The organism is Streptosporangium sp. NPDC049644 (assembly GCF_040675205.1).
GTDB classification, from domain to species: Bacteria; Actinomycetota; Actinomycetes; order Streptosporangiales; family Streptosporangiaceae; genus Streptosporangium; species Streptosporangium fukuiense.
Genome location: NZ_JBFAOJ010000092.1, coordinates 1 through 21,327, shown reverse-complemented (window position 1 = coordinate 21,327; position 21,327 = coordinate 1). Strand labels below are relative to the sequence as shown.

The window sequence follows — 21,327 nt, the reverse complement described above, 5'->3', positions numbered from 1 at the left end:
GACCATCATGTTCGGCAAGGGGATTGCCGGGTTCACCCGGCAGGTGAATCGCCTCTCCGCCAAGGTCCTTGGGATCGAAACGGCCAGGCCTTGGCCGTCGCCCACCTCGGACGAGGGGAGGCGGGAAGCCGCTCCCTCCGGGGAGCGGAGAAGTCACCGAGTTCTCCCCGTCGCAGGGACCGCAGGGGTGGCGGCCGGATCCGGCCGCCGCCCCCGCGACCGGGGGAGGAGCGGGCATGAGGTCGGACGGTGTGCTGCCCGTCGAGCTGCCCGACGCCGTACGGGAGGCGCTGCTGGCGCCGCTGGTCGACCAGAACTGCCACGGCGTGCGCCGTGACGACCTGACCAGGGCCCGGTTCGAGACGCTGCTCAGCGACGCGGGAACTCCGGCACCCCCGGGCACCACCCACTTCGACACCCCCGTCGGCACCGCGGTCCGTCGCTGGTGCGCACCCGTCCTCGGTCTCGCCCCGCACGTGCCGCCGGCCGTGTACCTGGCCCGCCGGGCGGAGTTGGGCGCCACCGAGGTGAACCGGCGACTGCTGGGCGCCGCGGGGATAGCCACCTTCCTGTTCGACGGATTCGACCGCTTCGACGGCCCGAACGGTGATCCCGACAGTGATCCCGACAGTGATCCCGGCGGTGATCCCGATGGTGACCTCGGCGGGCCCGAGGTGCTGCCGCCGGCCGAGATGGGCCACGCGGGCGGCGCCGGCACCGCGCGGGTCGTCCACATCGAGCGGGCCGAGGAGGAGGTGGCCAGGACCGCGGTCTCGGGGGTCTCCTACATCTCGGCCCTCGCCCAGATCCTCGCCGCGCGGGCCGTCCGCGCCGTCGCGCTGAAGTCGGTCACGGCCCACAGGTCCGGGCTCCATCTCGACCCGGCCAGGCCGAGCCGGGGAGCGGTGATCGCGGCGGCCACCCGGCGGCTGGCCTGCCCGGGCGAGCGGCTCGTCGACCAGGTGCTCCTGCGCCACCTGCTCTGGACGGCCGTCGACGTGGCCAGGGAGTACGGGCGGCCGCTGCAGTTCCACACCGGCCACCCCCACTACGGCGGCGCGCGCCAGGGAGCCCATGCCGGTCGCGGCGGCCGCGTGGACGTCGGTGCCTTCGGGACTCCCGACGTCGTCGAAGGCCGTGCGGTCCCCGGCCGGTACGGCACGGGTCCGGCACCGATGACCGGCTTCATCGCGGCCGTGCAGCCGATGGGCGTGCCCGTCGTCCTGCTGCACTGTCACCCGTTCCACCGCCGGGCGGCCTACCTCGCCGGTGTGCTCCCGCATGTCTACGTCGACGTGGGCGCGGCGCCCACCCGCAGCGCCACGGGCTCGGCCGCGGTCATGGCGGAACTGCTCGAACTGGCGCCGTTCCACAAGCAGTTGTTCGGCTCCGGCGGCCACGGCGTGGCGGAGACCTGTCACCTTGGCGCCCTGCACTACCGGCGAGGGCTGGCCGGAGCGCTCGCCGCGCGACTGTCCGACGGCGAGTGGAGCGTCTCGGACGCCGTCCGGGTGGCCCAGATGATCGGCTCGGGCAACGCCCGCCGGATCTACCGGTTGTGAGCGGCGCCCGTCTTCGGGGCGGCGGAGGAGCCCACGCCGTTACGGCTACGATATGCGCGACCGACGAGGCGACGAGGGGGATCCAGGTGACGGGCGATGAGGCAGAGGCACGTTTTCTTGACGACGTGACCGTGGAGTTGGTCAAGCACAGCGCCTCCGACTCCGACGTGCTCTGGGCGGCGCGGGTCTCGACCGCGGGGGAACAGTCCCTGGAGGAGGTCGGCAAGGACCCCGCGCGGTCCAGGGGACTGATCAACTTTCTGATGCGCGACCGGCATGGCAGCCCTTTCGAGCACAACTCGATGACCTTCCTGGTCAGCGCGCCGATCTTCGTCTTCCGCGAATTTCACCGCCACAGGGTCGGATGGTCATATAACGAGGAAAGTGGGCGTTACCGCGAGCTTCAGCCCAATTTCTATGTTCCGGGGGTGGAGCGGAAGCTGGTTCAGGAAGGCCGGCCGGGTAAGTACGTCTTCGCCGAGGGCAGCGCCGAGCAGCACAAGCTCGTCACCGAGGCGATGGAGGCGTCCTACCGGCAGTCCTACGCCGCCTACCGGGAGATGCTGGAGGCCGGCATCGCCCGCGAGGTGGCCAGGGCGGTGCTGCCCGTCGGGCTGTTCTCCTCGATGTACGCCACCTGCAACGCCCGTTCGCTCATGCACTTCCTCTCCCTGCGTACCAAGAACGAGCAGGCCAAGGTGCCCTCGTTCCCGCAGCGTGAGATCGAGATGGTGGCGGAGAAGATGGAGGCCGCCTGGGCGACGCTGATGCCCCTCACGCACGAGGCCTTCGTGGCCGGCGGCAGGGTCGCCCCCTAGGTGCTGTCGCCCGCGGGGTCTTCGGCACGCGGCCTGAGGTCCCGCATGGACGTGGCCCGGGGCGCGGGCGGGTCAGCTCGTGGTCTCCTGGCGGCGCGAGAGGGTGGGCAGGACGAGAATCTCGGCCCCCGGGGGCAGTGCGCAGTCGAGGCCGCCGAGATGCCGGGCGTTCTCGCCGCAGACGAACATGCTGATGTGGCGGCGGATGCTCCCGTAGTCGTCGCGGAGCCGTTGCTCCAGGGACGGGTGCGTACGGCGGAGCGTGTCGAGGGCGGAACCCAGCGTGGGATCGCCGCCCTCGTGATCGGCGATGGCGAAGACGCGGACCTCGGTGTTCTCGCCGGCCCAGTGCCGCAGGGGGGCGGGAAGCATGAAGGTCACCAGCGTGACGGGTCTGGCCATCGGTTCAGAGCGCCGTGTGGCGCGGGGCGGGCGGGGCCGGTGCGTCCGAGGGACGGGTGCCGCGGCCGGGGATGGCCGCATGCCGGAGGCGGGCATGGCCCTGATCTTGGAGGGCCCGCCGCCGGTGGAGGGGACCGGGGGCGGATTCGCGCGGATGGACGGCTGTGGAGACGTGCGGGGAACGGGGGCGGCGGTCGAGAGGGGGGCACGGGCTGTGAGGGGGGCAGTCGTGCATGACCATCTCCTTTCGGATTGGGCCTCATGCTGCCATGCCATACCGTGTCCCGCCGGACTCTATGGAATTTGCGTGATCACTTTGGGGGATTAATCCTGATTGTCGGTCAAGGCTCGCCCTGCGCGATGTCCCGGTGGATGTGGGCCAAGGGCATCCCGCCCCGCTGGAGCCGGTGGACCGTCTCGTTGACCATGGCGGTCGGGCCGCAGACGTAGGCCTCGTGTTCGGACCAGGAGTGGAACCGCTCCATCACCTCGGCCACCTGGCCCCGCATGCCGTCGTACCCGGGTTGTCCGGAGACCACGGGGAGCACCCGCAGCCACGGGAAGGCCGACGCCATCCGGAACAGGTCGGTCAGGTCGTAGAGTTCCCCGGCGGTGCGGGCGCCGTGGAGCAGGTGGATGTTGGGGCGGCGCCCGGAGCCGATCACATGCTCCAGGATGGCCTTGATCGGTGCCAGGCCGGTGCCGCCGGCCACGCACAGGAGGTCGCGTCCGGAGTCGGTGGGAACCATGGTGCCGATCGGGGGCCCCAGCATCAGGTTGTCTCCGATCCGGGTGCGCTGGACCAACGTGGTGGAGACCCAGCCGCCGGAGACCGCGCGGACGTGCAGGCGGATCGTGTTGTCGTCCCGGGGCGCGTTCGCGATGGAGAAGGTACGCCAGACACGTGGCCAGCGCGCGGTCTGCACGCTGACGTACTGGCCGGGCAGGTAGGGCAGGTCCTGGTCGAGCCGTAAGGTGATCACCGCGATGTCCGGGGTGCGGAGTTCGTGGTCGATCACCTCGGCCAGCCACCAGGCGGGCGACACCCCCGCGTCGGACTCGGCCGATTCGATCATGAGATTGGCGGCGGCGGTGTAGGCGGCGGTCCATGCCGCCTCTATCTCGGGGGTCCAGATCTCGGCGGCGAAGCGCCTGACCGTGGCCAGGAGCGCGTTGCCGATCGCGGTGTAGTGCTCGGCGAGCACGCCGTACTTCCGGTGGTCGCGGCCTAGCTGACCCAGAAACGAGGCCAGACCGTCGGGGCTGTCCAGGCTCCAGACGATTCTGGTCAGCGCGCCGAACAGGCGGTCGCGCTGTACGTCCATCGCCGGTGGGAACATCGTCCGCAGGTGCGGGTTCTCGGCGAACAGGCGTCCGTAGAAGTATGCCGCGGCCTTGTCCGCGACCGGTTCGACGATGGCGAAGCTTTCCTTGACGAGACGCGGATTCAAAGACATTTAACGAACCCACCCTAATTGATCGGCTCAAAGTCCGATCACGCAGATCCACCTCCCTGACGGCTCCGGGTGACGAGCGACCGGCAGCCCCGGCTCACCTGGTCACTCGAAATTCGAGTCTTCCATCACCGGGTAGGCGTCACAACCATTTCTCAGCAATATGGTGGGAAATCTAACTATCTGTAATTAGAGAGTTATTTTGGGTGACCGGACAATCCGGTTCGAGGAAAATAGGCGAATAATAATCACGTTCGTTTTGAGCGGTGGGCTCGCTGTTCGAGAGACTTTCCGTCATTCCGGGGTTCCGGGTGGCCGGGGGCGTTGTGGCGGCCGGGACTCCCGGCGGGGCGACACCGACGTCTCGACGCCTCCCGCGGTCGACCGGACCCGGCGGGTAAGGTGCCGATCATGCCGTTGCACCCGCAGGCCGAGGCCTACCTGAAGACTTTCCAGACAGACCTCGGTGTCCCGCTCTCCACACTCACCGCCGAGACGATCGTCGCGATGCGGGCCCTCGACGCCTTCGCCGAGCAACGTGGTCCGATCATCCCGCTCCCGCTGGTCAGGGATGACGTCGTCGCGGGCGTGCCGGTCCGCGTCTACCGGCCGGAGGAGGACGGCCGCCCCCTCCCGGCGATCGTCTACTTTCACGGCGGAGGCTGGGTCTTCGGCAGCGTCGACCGCAACGACGCCCTCGGCCGTGACCTCGCGGTGCGCAACGGGGCGGTGGTGATCTCGGTCGACTACCGGCTCGCCCCCGACCACCCCTTCCCCGCCGCGGCCGACGACGCCTGGAGCGTCGTCCGGGACGTCTTCGGCCGCCCCGGCGTCTACGGGGCCGATCCCGAGCGCATCGCGGTCTGCGGCGACAGCGCCGGGGGCAACCTGGCCGCCGTGGCCGCCTGGCAGGCCAGGGACGCCGGGTTCGGGCTGGCCCACCAGCTGCTCGTCTACCCGATAGCCGACGTGGCCATGGACACCGGGAGCTACCGCGCCTACGCCAGCGGCTTCGGGCTCGGCGCCGACGAGATGGCCTGGTTCGTCGCGCAGTACGGCGGCGATCCGGTCGACCCCCGGCTGGCTCCCGTCCGGCTGGCCGACAAGGCCGGTCTGGCCCCGGCGACGGTGATCACCGCCGAGTGCGACCCGCTCTGTGACGAGGGTGAGGAGTATGCCGCCCAGCTGGCCGCGGCCGGGGTGCCGGTCGAGGTCAGGAGGTACGAGGGGGCGATCCACGGCTTCTTCGGCCTGCCGGGCTTCTTCGACCAGGCGACCGAGGCGCGCGAGTACGCCGCGGCCCGTCTCGCGGAGGCTTTCAAGTAGGGGGTGCGCCCTGTCCGGCTCCGGCCGGGCGGGCGCACCCGGCGATCAGGTCAGAAGCTCCTGGGAAGTCCGAGCACCTGGGTGGCCAGATAGTTGAGCAGGAGTTCCTCGGTGACGGGGGCGACCTTGCCGATGCGGGCGTCGGCCAGCAGGCGGGCCACCGGGTACTCCAGCGAGTAGGCCATGCCACCGTGCGTCTGGAACGCGTGGTCGGCCGCCTCCCAGGCCGCCTGGGAGGCGGTCAGCTTGGCGATGTTGGCCTCGGTGCCGCAGGGCAACTGCCTGTCGAACAGCCAGGCGGCCTTGTACAGCATCAGCCTGGCCAGCTCGATCTTGGCCTTGACCTGGGCGAGAGGGAAGGCGATGGCCTGGTTGGCGCCGATCGGGCGGCCGAACACCTCGCGCTCCTTGGCGTACTGCACGGCCACCCGCAGCGCCACCTCGGCGCCGCCGAGCGCGGAGGCGGCCAGCAGGACGCGCTCGGGGTTGAGGATGTCCCACAGCACCAGCGCGCCCTGGTCGACCTCACCGACCACGTTCCTCTCCGGGACCCGCAGGTCGTCTATGAAGACCATGTTGGACGGGGTGGTGTTGGCGCCCATCTTCGGGATGGGCTGGAAGGAGAGCCGGCCGGCCGCGACGGCCTCGGGGACGTTCACCAGCAGGACGGTCAGGCCGTTGGTGCGGGGCTTGGCCTCGGCGGCCGGGATGGTCCGGGTGACCAGGAGCATCCAGGTGGCGCGCTGCACGCCGGTGATCCAGATCTTCTGGCCGTTGACGACGAACTCCGCCCCGTCGCGACGGGCGGAGGTGGAGATGCCCAGGGCGTTGGACCCGGCGTCGGGCTCGGTCAGCGCGAAGCAGGTCTCCAGCTCGCCGGTGGCCAGCCCGGGCAGCAGTTCGTCGCGCTGCCAGGGGCTGCCGTGCCTGGCCAGGGTCATGGCGCCGAACCCGGGGGTGAGCACGTAGGTGAACGCCGAGCCGCCGGCCGAGCCGGAGGCCGACAGGGTCTCGGTGGCCACGGCCAGCTCCAGCAGGCCCTGACCGCCGCCCCCGTACTCCTCGGGTACGGCCAGGCCGAGCCAGCCGCCCTTGGCCAGATCCTGCCAGACCTCCTCCGGCCAGCGTTTCTCGCTCTCGCACCGCTGCCAGTAGTCCAGGTCGTAGCGCGCGCAGATGTCGCCGACGCCGCGTTGGACGGCGAGGGCGCTCTCCGGAAGTGTGAAGTCCACGGTGACCAACTCCATTCTAGTTGCGCGCGCAATCGTAGAACGAAGTTCGGTAAGCCTCCAGGGCCACCGGGACGCGGGGATCAGTTCTGCTGGACGGCATCCAGGCGCGGCCTGCGCGTGTGGTAGACGAAGGCGGGCGGTACGTTGCCCCACACCGTGCGGCCCGCGACGACCTCCTCGAAGGTGTCGATCAGGCGCTTCCTGAAACGCCGTGCGGGAGGAAGGTGCTTGGCGAAGCTGTAGGCGAAGGTGGTGAAGGCCGTGTGCGGACCCATGATCGCGATGACCGCGTCCAGCAGGCGGCCCTGTGTCTCCTCGGAGAACGAGGCCCAGGGGAGCCCGCTCACGACCACGTCGGCCCTGGAGAGACCGCGTTCCCGCAACAGCTGGGGCAGCCGCGCCGCGTCATCGGTCACGACGTCCACCCCGGGGTTCCTGGCGGCGAGGAAATCGGCCAGCCTGGGGTTGATCTCGACGGCCATGTGGTGTCCCCGGCCCCCCAGCCTGCGCTGGATCTCCGCGGTGAACACACCGGTGCCCGGGCCGAGTTCGACGATCACCGGATCCCCCCGGTGAGGGACCGGCGAGGCCACCGCCTCGGCGAGCCGCCGCGAGCTCGGCGCCACCGCTCCGACGGTGCCCGGCGAGCGAATCCACTGCCCAAGAAAGAGCGTGGTGTCATTGGTCATGCTGTGAAGCGTAAAGGGTGCGCCGGGGCGTCGCGCGCGTCATTTCGGTACGATTTTCGGTCGCGTGCGAGGCGGCGCCCCCGGCCGGTGAACGCGCACCGGACGGAGAATCCGCCAAGAGGTGGACAGCGAGGTCAGCCCCCAGGGTGACGACCGGCGGACGCCCCGCGGCCACGATGTGTTCCGAACCAGTCGTCCAAGGTTAAGGACACGTCACATGCAGGAGGTCATCTCCCCACTGAGGCCGGCGGGGAATCGCCCGGTCCCCGCGGGCCTGCTGTACGGCCTGCGCATCCTGGTCGTCGCCCAGGCGGCCGGCCTCATCGCCGCCGCCTCGTTCGCCGGCCAGGCGGTGCACGGCGGGGAGGCGCTGGCCGAGACCCATGTGCTGGCCGGGATGGTGGTGCACCTGATCGCACTGCTGCAGATCGTCGTGGCCGTCATGGTCTGGCGCCCCGGGCGCGGTGCCGGCTGGCCCGCGCTGGCCAGCGTCGGCCTCTTCCTGGTCGGCATGGCACAGCACTTCAGCTGGGAGGCGCTCGGCACCCACGTCCCCAGCGGGCTGGCCCTGTTCGGGATGACCGTCGCGGTGCTCGTCTGGGCCTGGTCCCCGGGCGCCGCCGCGCGCCGCTCCTGATCCGGGCGGCGTCTCCCGGATCGGATGACGCCGCCGATCGGAACCACGCCGCCGCGCGGCCGCGGCGGCGTGGTTCCCCGCACTCCTCCCACCTCGTCTCCGGCCGCCGCCCCGGGCTCTGTCGCGCCCCCGGGCGCCCCCTGGTCGCGCGCCCGGCGTCCGCGCCCGCCCCCTCGCCGGATGGCCGTACGGCCCGTGTGAGCCCCGCACGGGTAGGGTCGCATCAGGCACGGGGGAGGGAGACAGACCGGTGAATCCGGAAGCATCGGGAGCCGAAGATCGAATCTGGACGGTTCCCAACGCGTTGAGCCTGGCCAGGCTCCTGGGGGTGCCGGTCTTCCTCTGGCTGGTGCTGGGCCCGAAGGCCGACGGCTGGGCCGTCGCGCTGCTGATGCTGGCGGGGTTCTCCGACTGGCTCGACGGCAAGATCGCCCGCGCCTGGAACCAGACCAGCCGGCTCGGCCGCCTGCTAGACCCGCTGGCCGACCGGCTCTACATCCTGGCCACCCTGTTCGGCCTCGCCATGCGCGAGATCATCCCCTGGTGGCTGGCACTGGCCGTCCCGCTGCGCGACGTGATGCTGCTGGGCATCCCGCTCATCCTGCGCCGCCTCGGCTACGGCCCGGCGCTGCCCGTGCACTTCCTCGGCAAGGCCGCCACCGCCAACCTCCTCTACGCCTTCCCCCTGCTCTTCCTCGCCCACCACGACGCCTGGTACGCCGATCCCGCCCGGATCGTCGGCTGGTCCCTGGCCATCTGGGGCACAGGACTGTACTGGTGGTCCGGAGTGCTGTATTGGGTACAGGTGCGTCAGCTGACAAGCGAGGCCAAACGCCTTAAGAGGTGATCTGTGAAGGCCGTCGTCATGGCGGGCGGGGAGGGGACACGGCTCCGGCCGATGACCGCGAACCAGCCCAAGCCCCTCCTGCCCGTGATCAATCGGCCGATCATGGAGCACGTGCTGCGCCTCCTGAAACGGCACGGTTTCACCGAGACGGTGGTCACCGTGCAGTTCCTGGCGGCCCTGGTCCGCAACTACTTCGGCGACGGCGACGAGCTCGGCATGAGCCTGCACTACGCCACCGAGGACACGCCGCTCGGCACCGCGGGCAGCGTCAAGAACGCCGCGGACCGGCTGCGCGACGACCGCTTCCTGGTCATCTCCGGCGACGCGCTGACGGACATCGACCTGACGGACATGATCCGCTTCCATCGCGAGAACGGCGCGATGGTCACGATCGGGCTCAAGCGCGTTCCCAACCCGCTGGAGTTCGGCATCGTCATCGTCGACGACCACGGGCGGGTGGAGCGCTTCCTGGAGAAGCCCACCTGGGGCCAGGTCTTCTCCGACACCGTCAACACCGGCATCTACGTGATGGAGCCCGAGGTCCTCGACGAGATCGCGGTGGGGGAGTCCGTCGACTGGTCGGGAGACGTGTTCCCCCGGCTGCTGGAGCGCGGAGCCCCGCTGTACGGCTACGTGGCCGACGGCTACTGGGAGGACGTCGGCACCCACGAGAGCTACCTCAAGGCCCAGGCCGACGTCCTGTCGGGCCGGGTCAGGGTCGACATCGACGCCTTCGAGGTCTCGCCGGGCGTCTGGGTGGCCGAGGGGGCCTCGGTCGACACCGACGCCATCCTCAAGGGCCCGCTCTACGTCGGCGACTACGCCAAGGTCGAGGCGGGGGCCGAGCTGCGTGAGTACACCGTGCTGGGCAGCAACGCGGTGGTCAGGGAGGGGGCCTTCCTGCACCGCGCGGTCGTCCACGACAACGTCTACATCGGGCCCAGCGCCCACCTGCGCGGCTGCGTGATCGGCAAGAACACCGACCTGATGACCGCGGTCAGGGTCGAGGAGGGCGCCGTCATCGGCGACGAGTGCATCATCGAGGCCGAGGCGTACATCTCCTCCGGCGTCAAGATCTACCCGTTCAAGACCATCGAGGCCGGGGCGGTGATCAACAACAGCGTCATCTGGGAGCCGCGCGCCCAGCGCAACCTGTTCGGCCCCCGGGGGGTCTCCGGGCTGGTCAACGTGGAGATCACCCCCGAGCTGTGCGTGCGGCTCGCCAGCGCCTACGCCACCACCCTGAAGAAGGGCGCCTCGGTCATCACCTCCCGCGACTCCTCCCGCGCCGCGCGGGCGCTGAAGCGGGCCGTGATCAGCGCCCTCAACGCCAGCGCGATCAACGTGCTCGACCTGGAGGCGTCCCCGCTCCCCGTGGCGCGCTTCCACACCGCCAGGGAGAACGCGGTGGGCGGCATCGCGCTGCGCACCACCCCCGGCGACCCGCAGAGCGTCGACATCGTCTTCATGGACGAGCACGGCGCGGACCTGTCGCCGCCGGCGCAGCGCAAGCTGGACCGGGTCTTCTCCCGGCAGGAGTTCCGCCGCGCCTTCCCCGGTGAGATCGCCGAGCTGAGCTTCCCCGCCAGGGCGGTGGAGGACTACACGCACGAGCTGCTCCGCCTGGTCGACATCAGCGGGGTCCGCGACGCCGACATGAAGGTCGTGGTCGACTGCGCGGGGGGCACCTCCTCGCTGGTGCTGCCCAGTCTGCTCGGCCGGGTCGGGGTGGACGTGCTGACCGTCAACAACCGGCTGGACGACGCCTCGCCCACCGAGACCCTCGCCGAGCGCCGTCGCGACCTGCAGCGCCTGTCGGAGCTCGTCAGCTCCTCCAGGGCGGCCTTCGGGGTACGTTTCGACCCGGTGGGGGAGCGGGTCGCGCTGGTGGACGAGATGGGCCAGCTGATCAGTGAGGAGCGCGCCCTGCTGGTGGTGCTCGACCTGGTCGCGGCCGAGCGCCGCGGCGGCAGGGTGGCACTGCCGGTCACCACCACCCGGGTGGCAGAGCAGGTCTGCAGGTTCCACGGGGTCCAGGCGGAGTGGACGTCCACCGCGATCGACGCGCTCACCGCCGCCGCCAGGGGTCCGGAGATGATCTTCGCGGCCGACGGGCGCGGCGGTTTCATCGTGCCCGAGTTCGGCCCCACGGTGGACGGTCTGGCGGTGTTCCTGCGCCTGCTCGGGCTGGTGGCCAGGACCCGGCTCTCGCTCAGCCAGATCGACGCCAGGATACCCGAGGCCAAACTGCTGCGCCGTACCGTGCCGACTCCGTGGGCGGCCAAGGGGGCGGTGATGCGCTCGGTCATCGAGGCCGCCGAGCACCACCGCATCGACACCACCGACGGGGTGCGGGTCGTCTCGGAGGACGGCAGCTGGACCCTGGTGCTGCCCGACCCGACCGAGGCGGTGACCCACCTGTGGGCCGAGGGGTTCGACGTCGACTCCGCCCAGACCCTGATCGAGCGCTGGGCGCGGGTGGTGGAGGAGGCCGCCGGGGGTTGAGGCGGCCCGCGCGACAAATACCGCGCGGCGCCATGGACCAGGGGCAGTGTCCCCTGTAACTTTGTCACCGACCGTACCCGCGGTTCAGCGTCAACCTTGACCTTCGCGCCTCATCACTGTATGTTGCGGCATTCGCAGTCTGAGAAAACCCTTGAGAAGCGAAGAAGCGAGGCGCGCATCACTGAGCACAGTTGCCGCGTCTTCGCGGTAGGAGGCCGAGCCGATCGATGCCGAGCGTCTACTGCACGCAGTGCGGTCATGCCAATCCTGAGGATGCCCGTTTCTGTTCACGATGCGGGTCGCCGCTTACCAGGTCTGACACACCCGGAGACAGCACGTCGACGATCTCCCTCTCCGGGATCGAGGCCTATGAGGCGGAGACCGGTGAGACGCTTCTCGCCGAGCGGCAGGCCGTCGAGCAGTTGCCCGCCGGCACCGCGTTGCTGGTCGCGATGCGCGGCCCCAACGCCGGCAGCCGGTTCCTGCTCGACAGCGACCTCACCACGGTGGGCCGCCACCCCGAGAGCGACATCTTCCTCGACGACATCACGGTCTCGCGCCGTCACGTGGAGTTCTACCGGCGCGGCGGCGGTGTCTTCACGGTCCGCGACGTCGGTAGCCTGAACGGCACGTACGTCAATCGTGAGCGCATCGAGGAGGTCCCGCTGTACGGCGGGGACGAGGTGCAGATCGGCAAGTTCCGCCTCGTCTTCCTCACCCGCGGCGCCGCTGGAGGATGATGAGCTCGCAGGCCGCTCGTGCGCACATGAGCATCGGGGAGGTGCTCGCTCTCCTGCAGGGCGAGTTCCCCGATGTCAGCATCTCCAAGATTCGCTTCCTGGAGGGCGAGGGGCTGATCGAGCCGGAGCGCAGTCCCTCCGGTTATCGCAAGTTCACCTACGCCGACGTCGAGCGGCTCCGCTACATCCTCAGCGAGCAGCGTGATCGCTACCTGCCGCTGCGCGTGATCAAGGATCATCTGGAGGCGGCCGACCGCGAGGAGCGCCCGGCGGCCCGGCCGCGGGCCGTCCCCGACGACGCGCCCCCCGAGGTCCGCCTCACCCGCGAGGAGTTCCTCGCCGCCGCCGAGCTCGACGAGGAGACCCTCACGGAGCTGGAGGACTACGGTCTGCTGGCCGCCGTGGCCCGCTACTACGACGCCGAGGCACTGGTCGTGGCCCGCAGTGTGGGCGCCCTGGCCGCCTTCGGCCTGCGCGCCCGCCACCTGCGGGCGGTCAAGGCCGCCGCGGAGCGCGAGGCGGGACTGGTGGAACAGGCCGTCGCCCCGCTGCTGCGCCGTCGCGGCCCCGGCGCGATCGACCAGGCGGACGAGACGGCGAGGGAGATCTCCGGTCTCCTGCTGGAATTGCACGCCTCGTTGCTGCGTTCCGGAGTCCGTGGGGCACTGGGCCGGTGAGAGCCTGACCAGGCACTCGTACCCCCGCGAGTGTTACGTTGAACAAACCGGTCGGAATCCAGCGAAGACGGAGCAGCCCGTGTTGCAGATGGAGGTCGTGGGCGTTCGAGTTGAAATGCCCTCCAACCAGCCGATCGTCTTGCTGAAAGAGACGCATGGGGAGCGTTACCTACCTATCTGGATCGGCATGACGGAAGCCACGGCGATCGCCATGGCCCAGGCCGAGGAACCACCACCCCGGCCACTTACCCATGACCTGTTCCGGGACGTGCTCGAGGGGCTCGGAGTCAGGTTGAGCACTGTCAACATCGTCGCTTTACGCGACGGCATCTTCTTCGCGGATCTCGTGTTCTCCAACGGGGTCGAGGTGAGCGCGCGTCCTTCCGACTCGATCGCCTTGGCACTTCGCACCGGCGCACGTATCTTCGCGAGTGAGGATGTGGTACGGGAGGCAGGGGTGATCATCCCTGACGACCAGGAGGACGAGGTGGAGAAGTTCAGGGAGTTCCTTGACACGATCACGCCTGAGGACTTCGGTCGCGCGGGGTAGGAATTTCGGTGCATTTACGCTTCACGACGCGCCGGGTGGGGTCGTTGACTGGACTTGGCCCCAGTCCTACGGTGCAAGTGAAACCTGCGGTCGTGCGTAAACCCCCAGATCAGGCCGTGGGATGAGAGAAAGCCGGAGGTCCGCGTGGCGGTCAGCAGCGGCGAGGGTAGAAACGCCGACCAGGATGACCCGGAACGGCGCCAGTCGGCACGTCAGCGCGCGGGTGAAGAGGGTCTGCTGTTCGACGGGGAACCGGTGAAAGTGCCCGCCGACATCGGCTACAGGGGGCCGACGGCCTGTTCGGCGGCAGGAATCACCTACCGGCAACTCGACTACTGGGCGCGGACCGGCCTGGTCGAGCCCACCGTGAGAGCCGCCCACGGCTCCGGCTCCCAGCGGTTGTACGGCTTCCGTGACATTCTGGTCCTCAAGGTTGTCAAGCGCCTCCTCGACACCGGCGTCTCCCTCCAGCAGATCCGCATCGCCGTGCAGCACCTGCGGGAGCGGGGCGTCAACGACCTGGCCCAGATCACTCTGATGAGCGACGGGGTGAGCGTCTACGAGTGCACCTCGCCCGACGAGGTCATCGACCTGCTCCAGGGGGGCCAAGGAGTCTTCGGTATCGCGCTGGGACGGGTGTGGCAGGAGGTGGAGGGCTCCCTCGCGGATCTTCCCGGCGAACGCGCGGAATCGGGCGGGGGCCCTTTAGGCGATCATCAGGCCGATGAGTTGGCCCGTCGCCGCCGAGCGCGACGAACCGGGTAAACTCGGACTTGCCGCTGACCCTGTGCGGGAGAGACCCCGACCGCGATCGGGGCGCCGAAGGAGCAACCTCCCCGGAATCTCTCAGGCACCCTGTACCGCACGGACGAGGCAACTCTGGAAAGCAGGCGCGCCCGCCAGGCGCGTCTCACCGACGGTGCAAGCCTCCCGGCAAGGGCAGGTGAAGCTCTCAGGTAGCGACCACGTCGTGATGACAGTCGTGATGACAGAGGGGGAGAGCCGGCATACGCCCGCGCCCAGCACCGGTCTCCACCCCGCCCGAGAGGCTTCTCATGACCGATCTGTCATCGCTCAGCGAACTCGCTCCCCCGCCGTTCGCGACCCGTCACATCGGGCCCGACGACGCCGACCAGACCCGCATGCTGGAGGCGGTCGGATTCGCCTCCGTCGCCGACCTGGTCGCGGTGGCCGTGCCCGAGGCGATCCGCTCCTTCGCCCGGCTGGGTCTGCCCCCGGCGGCAGGAGAGTCCGAGACCCTCGCCGAGCTACGGGTCCTCGCCGGGCGCAACACGCTGCTCACCTCGATGATCGGCCTGGGCTACCACGACACGATCACCCCGGGCGTCATCCGCCGCAACCTTTTGGAGAATCCGGGCTGGTACACCGCCTACACGCCCTACCAGCCGGAGATCTCCCAGGGCCGGCTGGAGGCCCTGATCAACTTCCAGACCGTCGTCTCCGACCTGACCGCCCTCGACGTCGCGGGGGCCTCCCTGCTGGACGAGGCCACCGCCGCGGCCGAGGCGATGACCCTGGCCCGCCGCGCGGGCCGCACCCCGTCGAAGGTGTTCGTGGTCGACGCTGACGCGCTGCCGCAGACCAAGGCGGTGTTGCGCACCCGTGCCGAGCCGCTCGGCATCGAGCTGGTCGAGAGCGACCTCACCGGGGAGCTTCCCGACTGCTTCGGCGTGCTCGTGCAGTACCCCGGCGCCAGCGGCAGGATCCGCGACTTCCGAGCCGTCGCCGACGCCGCCCACGCGCGCGGTGCCCAGGTGGTCGCCGCCGCGGACCTGCTCGCCCTCACCCTCCTGGCCGCGCCGGGCGAGCTCGGCGCAGACATCGCGATCGGCTCCTCGCAGCGCTTCGGTGTCCCCCTCGGCTTCGGCGGTCCGCACGCCGCCTACATGGCGGTCCGTGACGGCCTCCAGCGCCAGCTGCCCGGCCGCCTGGTCGGCGTCTCCCAGGACGTCGAGGGACGTCCCGCCTACCGGCTCGCGCTCCAGACCCGCGAGCAGCACATCCGCCGGGAGAAGGCCACCAGCAACATCTGCACCGCGCAGGTGCTGCTCGCCGTGATCGCCGGCATGTACGCCGTCTACCACGGCCCCGAGGGCCTGCGCAGGATCGGCCGCCGCGTCCACCGGCACGCCGTCGTGCTCGCCGAGGGGCTGCGCCAGGGCGGCGTCGAGGTGGTCCACGACACCTTCTTCGACACCGTGCTCGCCCGGGTGCCCGGGCGAGCCGCCGAAGTCGTCGCCGCGGCCCGGGAGAACGGCGTCAACCTGCGCCTGGTCGACGCCGACCACGTGGGCGTCACCTGCGACGAGAGGACCGAGGTACTCCATCTGGAGCAGGTCCTGGCCGCCTTCGAGGTCAGCGGCACCGTGCTGGCCGACCTGGACGCCGCCGCGCACGACGCGCTGCCCGGCGCGCTGGCGCGGGTCGGCGACTACCTCACCCACCCGGTCTTCCACAGCCACCGCTCCGAGACGGCCATGCTGCGCTACCTGCGCAGGCTCCAGGACAAGGACGTCGCGCTGGACCGGTCGATGATCCCGCTGGGCTCCTGCACCATGAAGCTCAACGCGACCACCGAGATGGAGCCGATCACCTGGCCGGAGTTCGCCGGGCTGCACCCGTACGCGCCGGAGGACCAGGCGGCGGGCTACGCCGAGCTGGTCGGGGAGCTGGAGCGCTGGCTGGCCGAGGTCACCGGTTATGACGCGGTGTCGATCCAGCCGAACGCCGGCTCCCAGGGCGAGTTCGCCGGCCTTCTGGCGATCCGCGCCTACCATACGGCGCGTGGCGAGTCGGATCGTGACGTTTGCCTGATCCCCTCGTCCGCGCACGGTACCAACGCCGCCAGCGCCGTGATGGCCGGCATGCGCGTCGCCGTGGTCGCCTGCGACGACAACGGCAACGTGGACCTCGACGACCTCGTCGCGAAGATCGAAAAGCACCGTGACCGGCTTGCCGCGATCATGGTGACCTACCCGTCCACGCACGGCGTGTACGAGGAGACGATCGTTGATGTCTGCGAGCTGGTCCACGAGGCCGGCGGGCAGGTCTACGTCGACGGCGCCAACCTCAACGCGCTGGTCGGCCTGGCCAGGCCGGGCGAGTTCGGGGCGGACGTCTCCCACCTCAACCTGCACAAGACCTTCTGCATCCCGCACGGCGGCGGCGGCCCCGGTGTCGGCCCGGTCGCGGTCCGCGCCCATTTGGCCGACTACCTGCCAGGCCACCCGCTGCGCGGCGGCTCGGCGGTCGGCCCGGTCTCGGCCGCACCGTACGGCTCCGCCGGCATCCTGCCCATCTCCTGGGCCTACATCCGGATGATGGGCGCCGACGGGCTGAAGGCGGCCACCGAGCAGGCCATCCTGTCGGCCAACTACCTGGCCCGCAGGCTCGCTCCCCACTTCCCGGTTCTCTACACCGGCCGCGGCGGCCTCGTCGCCCACGAGTGCATCATCGATCTGCGCCAGATCACCAAGGAGACCGGCGTGACGGTCGACGACGTGGCCAAGCGCCTCGTCGACTACGGTTTCCACGCGCCGACCATGTCCTTCCCGGTGGCCGGCACGTTGATGATCGAGCCGACCGAGAGCGAGGACCTGGCCGAGCTCGACCGGTTCTGCGAGGCGATGATCGCGATTCGCGGTGAGATCGAGAAGGTCGCCTCCGGCGCCTACGACAGGGTCGACAACCCGCTGCGCAACGCCCCGCACACGGCCGGCAGCCTCGTCGCCGACGAGTGGGGGCACCCCTACACCCGCACCGAGGCGGCCTACCCGCTGCCCTCGCTGCGCGAGGGCAAGTACTGGTCGCCGGTCCGCCGCATCGACCAGGCCTACGGCGACCGCAACCTGGTGTGCTCCTGCCCGCCCCTGGAGGCGTACGAAGACTGATCCTCGCCGCGGCCCGCATCTCGCGAGAACCGCGTATCCGTAGGGAATGCGGGAGGACGGACGGCGCCCCGAGTCGTTAGGCTCGGGGCGTCTCCGTATCCGGGAAGGACCCTGCATGCCTGAGGTGGACACCCGTCCCTTGGACACCGCGCGAAGACTGGCCGAGTCCGGCGACCTCGACGGCGCCGCCGTGATCTTCGCGGAGCTGGCCGCCGACCCCGACGAGCCGGATCGGGCACAGGCGGCGGTGGGTCTCGCCGTGGTGCTCCAGGAGCGCGGAGACGTGCCGGGTTCCCGCGCGGCCGCGCGCACCGCGCTGGCGACAGGGCACCCGGAGTTCGCCGCCCAGGCCGCCTGCCTGCTCGCGGGGAGCTTCGAGCGGGAGGGAATGGCCGACCAGGCCCGCGCCGCCTGGCAGGCCGCGCTGGGCGTCGGCCACCCCGCCTACGTCCCGTCGGCGCACATGGCCCTCGCCAGGCTCGCCACGGGCGCGGAGGAGGCCGAACGGTCGCTGCGTGAGGCGTTGGCCACCGGAGACCCGGAGGTCGCTCCTCGTGCCGCTCAGCGGCTGGCGGAGGCGCTCATCGAGGAGGGCGAGCCGGGGGAGGCCGCCCAGGTGCTGCTGGAGGCGCTCTCGGTGCCGGACGCGGCCGAGGTGCCGAGGCTGCGGGTGATGCTCGGCATCGCCCACCTGGAGCTGGCGTGCGCCGAGTTCTCCGGTGCGATCGAGGAGGGCGGCGATGTCGAGACCGGCGCGCTGGCCATCGAGCTCCTGGCCCGCACGCTCCCGCTCAGAGGACGCGGCGAGGACGCCGAGCGCGTCTGGCGCTACGGCCTCGACAGTGCCGACGCCGACCTCGCCGGTGAGGTCCGCCTCCGCCGGGGCCGCGACGTCTGAAGCCCGTGGCGTCCGAATCCCATGGCGCCTGACCCCTGGGACGGCCGGGTCCGGACCCCGGGGCGGGGTCCGGCGTGACCGGGACGCGCCCGACGGCACGCCGGTCCGGCGGGCGGTCCGGAACGGTCAGTCGCGTTCCCGCCGGCGGCTCAGGGCGTGGGCGACGTTGATCGCGACGATGCCGCCCCAGGCCAGCAGCAGTCCGGCGCTGCCCGCCTCGGCCGCCGCGATGGCGGTCAGCGGGATGCCGAAGCCCATCGAGCCGAGCGCGATCGGGACCGAGGGGTTCCCGGCCTTGCGTGGCAGCGCCCCGCGCACCCCGGCCAGGTGCATCTCGGTGTGTACCCGTTGGGCGATGGTCGCGTCCAGGCGCGACACGAACGACTCGATGAGGGCGGTCTCGTACTCCGGGCCGAGATCGCGGCGGGCCTCGAGAGTGGCCCGCATGTCCTGGCGGATATCTTGGTAGTCCTGCACTCTTCGATTGTTCTCCCGCGCCCGGCCGACGGGCATCAGTCGTTAGGACGAGATCCGTGTACGTCGTAGAGCCCATGTCCGGCCCGGGTGCCGTCCCGTCTCTGGAGATCGCGACCCCGCACGGCCCGGCCCTGGTGGAGATCGACGAGGTGGCCACCCCGCGCTTCCTGCTGGTGCTCACCCACGGCTCGGCCGGGGGAGTGGACGCCCCCGACCTGCTGGCGGTGCGGGACGCCGTGACGGCGGTCGGCGGGACCGTCGCGCGGGTGCTCCAGCCGTTCCGGATGCGCGGTGCCCGGGCGCCGGGTTCGGCGGCCAGACAGGACGAGGCGTGGGAGACGCTGGTGGCCGTCCTGCGCGAGCGCTACCCGGGGCTGCCGCTCGCGCAGGGCGGGAGGAGTAACGGGGCCAGGGTCGCCTGCCGTACGGCCCGCCGGGTCGGGGCCCGCGTGGTCGTCGCGCTGGCCTTTCCGTTGCACCCGCCGGGCAGGCCGGAGCGGTCACGCGCCGGGGAGTTGCGCGCGGCGGGTGTGGACGTGCTGGTGGTGAACGGCGACCGGGACCCGTTCGGCGTGCCCGAAGCGGCGGATGCCGCGCGCCTGGTCGTGCTGCCGGGACAGGGCCATGACCTCGGGAAGGATCCTGCCAGGGTGGGCGAGGTGGTCGCCGAATGGCTCGACGCGAGGATGCGGCCGGGCCCGGTGTGAGTTCGGTGTGAGTGCCGTCAGGCGACGCCGGCCAGTGGCCGGTGTGGCTCGATGACGGCGCCGTCGGGGAGGAGCTCGCCGGTGTCTTCGAACAGCACCACACCGTTGCAGAGCAGGCTCCAGCCCTGCTCGGGGTGGGCCGCCATGGTGCGGGCGGCTTCGCGGTCCAGCGCCTCGGCGGGCGGACAGGACGGCTCGTGCGGGCACATCGGCGTGCCTCCGGATCTCTCGTGTCGGCTCGCCCGGGTCACACCGGGCACGGGGTGGGCATCGGGCATCCGGCGGGCACCGTCACCGATGGGTCTCCGTTCCCACGCATGACGGGGACGAGCATCTGAATGTTGACATATGGCCATGCGAGCCCTGATAGAGCGAGGCTCGCACATCAAGCAGATCAAGTGTGCGATCGATCGCACCTCGGCGACATAGCCCGTTAGGACTGTTTACGAACTGGTAGAGGGCCAGTCCGTCAGGGCTTTATCGGGGGATGTGACCTATAACACAGCATGCCTCATATAAGGATATTCGGCCAAGGGCGACACGCCGCGAGTCGGGTAAACGATCGATTACAACTTCCTGACGTGCGCCGATGTGGGCCTTCGCCGCTTACCGGCTACCGCGTGCCCAGGCCGGCCAGGAGCGCGTCCAGCCCGTACTCGAAGTCGGCGTCCGCCCCGGGGCTGCCGCCTCCTTGCGAAGGGGGGCGCCACGGCTCGTTCTCGTCGCCGGAGGGCTCGGCCCAGCCCGACTGCTGCACCTCCACCGCCACCGCGCCGAAGACGTAGGCCCTCAGCGCCCGCACCGCTCCCGCCGCGTCGGCCAGCCCCGCGTCGGCCAGCTGGTCGGTCTGCTCCCTGATCGCGATCGCGGCCCGGCCCCTCGGGGGCTTGGTCAGGGCCAGCGCCAGCACCCCCGGATGCTCCCTGAGCGCGGCGCGGCTCGCCCGGCACCAGGCCCTCGCGCTCTCCTGCCAGCTCTCGCCGGGCTCGACGTGGACCGTGGTGACATGCTCGGCCAGCGCGTCCATGAGGGCGTCCTTGCCGCGGGGCAGGTGGTGGTAGATGGCCATCGCCTCCACCTGGAGCGCGTCGCCCAGCCGTCGCATGGTCAGGCGCCGGAGCCCCTGGCCGTCGGCGATGTGGAGGGCTGCGTCGATGATGCGCTCCCTGGAGAGCGGGATGGGTGGTCGCTTGGCAGGCATGGGGGCATCCTGTCACCGGTGACCTTACTGCGTAAAGGAAGGCGCGCCGGACAGATCGATCCGCTTCGCACACGGCCGTTCCGCGCGCGCCCGATACCGGGAGCCGGCTCCGGGCACGGCCGATCCCGAGTACGTGAGGTGGGGACGAACGGCGTAGGCTACGACCGGTGACCTGCCGGAGGCGACCCGGCGACCGGTGAGAGAGGGCAGAAGATGGCGTTTTTCCGACCGAGCGTGAGCCGGGAGGCGGAGGTTCGCTACCACGCTGACCAGGAGGTCGGGAAGGGCTTCCCCGAGCTTCTGGAGAAGGCGCGCGCGGCCGAGGCCGACCTGCGCCGGGCGCAGGCCGATCTGGCTTCCGTGCAGGAACTGCGAGCCGCCGGGCTGGCCTTCGACAGGGCGCTGACCGAGGCTCTGCGTGCGGCCGAGGCCAACCAGCGTGCGACGTTCGGCATCAAGTCGTACGACGACCGCATCCGCCGTCGCAAGGGCAAGGCCACCCCCCGGGGTGCCGAGTGGACCGCCGAGGTGAACCGCCTGCGCACCCTGCGCGAGCAGAACCGGCTGACCGGCATTCCCCGGGTCCCGCGCCCGGTGGTCGCCGCCGCCCGCGCAGTCCCGGCGGGGGCCGGCGCCCCGCACGGCGCCGGGGGGGGCGCGGCGGCGGGGGGGCGCGGCGGCGGGCGCGGCGGCG

At 70.8% G+C, this 21,327-nt stretch carries 21 protein-coding genes and 1 riboswitch; of the genes, 14 read left to right on the top strand and 7 right to left on the bottom strand.

What is annotated here, in order from left to right:
• Positions 1 to 236: 236 nt before the first annotated feature.
• Both AB0J58_RS35320 and thyX read left to right on the top strand, forming a co-directional pair.
• Positions 237 to 1,562 carry an amidohydrolase family protein gene (locus AB0J58_RS35320; protein WP_364224067.1) on the top strand — a complete coding sequence of 442 codons (1,326 nt, stop codon included), beginning with the start codon at positions 237 to 239 and terminating at the stop codon, positions 1,560 to 1,562.
• Between the two features lie 86 nt (positions 1,563 to 1,648).
• Positions 1,649 to 2,380 (top strand): FAD-dependent thymidylate synthase, encoded by a 732-nt coding sequence (thyX, locus tag AB0J58_RS35315; protein WP_364155121.1) that lies wholly within the window; start codon positions 1,649 to 1,651, stop codon positions 2,378 to 2,380.
• A gap of 72 nt (positions 2,381 to 2,452) precedes the next feature.
• Here thyX and AB0J58_RS35310 read toward each other — a convergent pair whose 3' ends face one another.
• On the bottom strand, positions 2,453 to 2,782 hold the full coding sequence (locus AB0J58_RS35310) for a molybdopterin synthase sulfur carrier subunit (protein ID WP_364224065.1): 330 nt from the start codon (positions 2,780 to 2,782) through the stop codon (positions 2,453 to 2,455).
• 341 nt (positions 2,783 to 3,123) lie between these two features.
• Entirely contained in the window at positions 3,124 to 4,239 is a 1,116-nt protein-coding gene (locus tag AB0J58_RS35305; protein WP_364224063.1) for a globin domain-containing protein, read from the bottom strand.
• Between the two features lie 408 nt (positions 4,240 to 4,647).
• Here AB0J58_RS35305 and AB0J58_RS35300 point away from each other — a divergent pair, with 408 nt between their 5' ends.
• Complete coding sequence (locus tag AB0J58_RS35300; protein ID WP_364224061.1) at positions 4,648 to 5,562, top strand: alpha/beta hydrolase; 915 nt, start codon at positions 4,648 to 4,650, stop codon at positions 5,560 to 5,562.
• 50 nt (positions 5,563 to 5,612) lie between these two features.
• Here AB0J58_RS35300 and AB0J58_RS35295 read toward each other — a convergent pair whose 3' ends face one another.
• Positions 5,613 to 6,794, bottom strand: a complete 1,182-nt coding sequence (locus AB0J58_RS35295; protein WP_343978392.1) for an acyl-CoA dehydrogenase family protein — start codon at positions 6,792 to 6,794, stop codon at positions 5,613 to 5,615.
• Positions 6,795 to 6,874: 80 nt separating this feature from the next.
• The gene (locus AB0J58_RS35290) at positions 6,875 to 7,483 is read right to left on the bottom strand and encodes an SAM-dependent methyltransferase (protein WP_364224059.1); all 609 of its coding nucleotides are present in this window, start codon (positions 7,481 to 7,483) and stop codon (positions 6,875 to 6,877) included.
• A 217-nt stretch (positions 7,484 to 7,700) separates the two neighbouring features.
• Here AB0J58_RS35290 and AB0J58_RS35285 point away from each other — a divergent pair, with 217 nt between their 5' ends.
• The 9 genes from AB0J58_RS35285 (at position 7,701) to AB0J58_RS35245 (ending at position 18,248) form a co-directional block, all read left to right on the top strand.
• The gene (locus AB0J58_RS35285; protein ID WP_343978386.1) at positions 7,701 to 8,120 is read left to right on the top strand and encodes a hypothetical protein; all 420 of its coding nucleotides are present in this window, start codon (positions 7,701 to 7,703) and stop codon (positions 8,118 to 8,120) included.
• A gap of 250 nt (positions 8,121 to 8,370) precedes the next feature.
• Entirely contained in the window at positions 8,371 to 8,967 is a 597-nt protein-coding gene (locus AB0J58_RS35280; protein WP_343978383.1) for a CDP-alcohol phosphatidyltransferase family protein, read from the top strand.
• A gap of 3 nt (positions 8,968 to 8,970) precedes the next feature.
• Positions 8,971 to 11,472: a mannose-1-phosphate guanyltransferase gene (locus AB0J58_RS35275; protein ID WP_364224057.1), complete on the top strand. Its 2,502-nt coding sequence runs from the start codon at positions 8,971 to 8,973 to the stop codon at positions 11,470 to 11,472.
• A 227-nt stretch (positions 11,473 to 11,699) separates the two neighbouring features.
• Complete coding sequence (locus tag AB0J58_RS35270; protein ID WP_343978377.1) at positions 11,700 to 12,212, top strand: FHA domain-containing protein; 513 nt, start codon at positions 11,700 to 11,702, stop codon at positions 12,210 to 12,212.
• The gene (locus AB0J58_RS35265) at positions 12,212 to 12,889 is read left to right on the top strand and encodes a MerR family transcriptional regulator (RefSeq protein ID WP_030915022.1); all 678 of its coding nucleotides are present in this window, start codon (positions 12,212 to 12,214) and stop codon (positions 12,887 to 12,889) included. Before AB0J58_RS35270 ends, AB0J58_RS35265 begins: the two co-directional genes overlap by 1 nt.
• A 79-nt stretch (positions 12,890 to 12,968) precedes the next feature.
• Positions 12,969 to 13,439, top strand: a complete 471-nt coding sequence (locus tag AB0J58_RS35260) for a bifunctional nuclease family protein (RefSeq protein ID WP_326639501.1) — start codon at positions 12,969 to 12,971, stop codon at positions 13,437 to 13,439.
• 144 nt (positions 13,440 to 13,583) lie between these two features.
• Positions 13,584 to 14,204: a MerR family transcriptional regulator gene (locus AB0J58_RS35255; protein WP_343978365.1), complete on the top strand. Its 621-nt coding sequence runs from the start codon at positions 13,584 to 13,586 to the stop codon at positions 14,202 to 14,204.
• Positions 14,205 to 14,219: 15 nt separating this feature from the next.
• A riboswitch (glycine riboswitch) is annotated at positions 14,220 to 14,312 on the top strand.
• Positions 14,313 to 14,494: 182 nt separating this feature from the next.
• Entirely contained in the window at positions 14,495 to 17,350 is a 2,856-nt protein-coding gene (gene gcvP / locus AB0J58_RS35250) for an aminomethyl-transferring glycine dehydrogenase (protein WP_364224055.1), read from the top strand.
• 115 nt (positions 17,351 to 17,465) lie between these two features.
• Positions 17,466 to 18,248: a hypothetical protein gene (locus AB0J58_RS35245; RefSeq protein WP_343978359.1), complete on the top strand. Its 783-nt coding sequence runs from the start codon at positions 17,466 to 17,468 to the stop codon at positions 18,246 to 18,248.
• A 126-nt stretch (positions 18,249 to 18,374) separates the two neighbouring features.
• On the opposite strand, the gene AB0J58_RS35240 is transcribed toward AB0J58_RS35245, so the two are convergent.
• Complete coding sequence (locus tag AB0J58_RS35240; protein ID WP_364224053.1) at positions 18,375 to 18,695, bottom strand: hypothetical protein; 321 nt, start codon at positions 18,693 to 18,695, stop codon at positions 18,375 to 18,377.
• A 104-nt stretch (positions 18,696 to 18,799) separates the two neighbouring features.
• Between AB0J58_RS35240 and AB0J58_RS35235 the strand changes: the two genes are divergently transcribed.
• A complete protein-coding gene (locus tag AB0J58_RS35235; protein ID WP_364224087.1) occupies positions 18,800 to 19,432 on the top strand; it encodes an alpha/beta family hydrolase in 633 nt (210 codons plus the stop codon).
• A gap of 17 nt (positions 19,433 to 19,449) precedes the next feature.
• Here AB0J58_RS35235 and AB0J58_RS35230 read toward each other — a convergent pair whose 3' ends face one another.
• Together AB0J58_RS35230 and AB0J58_RS35225 are read right to left on the bottom strand one after the other, a co-directional pair.
• Complete coding sequence (locus AB0J58_RS35230; RefSeq protein WP_030915037.1) at positions 19,450 to 19,641, bottom strand: DUF5999 family protein; 192 nt, start codon at positions 19,639 to 19,641, stop codon at positions 19,450 to 19,452.
• A gap of 404 nt (positions 19,642 to 20,045) precedes the next feature.
• Positions 20,046 to 20,633 carry a TetR/AcrR family transcriptional regulator C-terminal domain-containing protein gene (locus AB0J58_RS35225; RefSeq protein WP_364224051.1) on the bottom strand — a complete coding sequence of 196 codons (588 nt, stop codon included), beginning with the start codon at positions 20,631 to 20,633 and terminating at the stop codon, positions 20,046 to 20,048.
• A gap of 213 nt (positions 20,634 to 20,846) precedes the next feature.
• Between AB0J58_RS35225 and AB0J58_RS35220 the strand changes: the two genes are divergently transcribed.
• On the top strand, positions 20,847 to 21,327 hold a 481-nt coding region (locus AB0J58_RS35220), incomplete at its 3' end, for a hypothetical protein (RefSeq protein WP_364224049.1).

Coding starts and splice junctions, on each gene's coding strand:
- AB0J58_RS35300 (WP_364224061.1), top strand. CDS start 4,648: ATGCCGTTGCACCCGCAGGCCGAGGCCTACCTGAAGACTTTCCAGACA.
- AB0J58_RS35310 (WP_364224065.1), bottom strand. CDS start 2,782: ATGGCCAGACCCGTCACGCTGGTGACCTTCATGCTTCCCGCCCCCCTG.
- gcvP (WP_364224055.1), top strand. CDS start 14,495: ATGACCGATCTGTCATCGCTCAGCGAACTCGCTCCCCCGCCGTTCGCG.
- AB0J58_RS35225 (WP_364224051.1), bottom strand. CDS start 20,633: ATGCCTGCCAAGCGACCACCCATCCCGCTCTCCAGGGAGCGCATCATC.
- AB0J58_RS35290 (WP_364224059.1), bottom strand. CDS start 7,483: ATGACCAATGACACCACGCTCTTTCTTGGGCAGTGGATTCGCTCGCCG.
- AB0J58_RS35305 (WP_364224063.1), bottom strand. CDS start 4,239: ATGTCTTTGAATCCGCGTCTCGTCAAGGAAAGCTTCGCCATCGTCGAA.
- AB0J58_RS35285 (WP_343978386.1), top strand. CDS start 7,701: ATGCAGGAGGTCATCTCCCCACTGAGGCCGGCGGGGAATCGCCCGGTC.
- AB0J58_RS35320 (WP_364224067.1), top strand. CDS start 237: ATGAGGTCGGACGGTGTGCTGCCCGTCGAGCTGCCCGACGCCGTACGG.
- AB0J58_RS35235 (WP_364224087.1), top strand. CDS start 18,800: ATGTCCGGCCCGGGTGCCGTCCCGTCTCTGGAGATCGCGACCCCGCAC.
- AB0J58_RS35270 (WP_343978377.1), top strand. CDS start 11,700: ATGCCGAGCGTCTACTGCACGCAGTGCGGTCATGCCAATCCTGAGGAT.
- AB0J58_RS35230 (WP_030915037.1), bottom strand. CDS start 19,641: ATGTGCCCGCACGAGCCGTCCTGTCCGCCCGCCGAGGCGCTGGACCGC.
- AB0J58_RS35240 (WP_364224053.1), bottom strand. CDS start 18,695: ATGCGGGCCACTCTCGAGGCCCGCCGCGATCTCGGCCCGGAGTACGAG.
- AB0J58_RS35265 (WP_030915022.1), top strand. CDS start 12,212: ATGAGCTCGCAGGCCGCTCGTGCGCACATGAGCATCGGGGAGGTGCTC.
- AB0J58_RS35245 (WP_343978359.1), top strand. CDS start 17,466: ATGCCTGAGGTGGACACCCGTCCCTTGGACACCGCGCGAAGACTGGCC.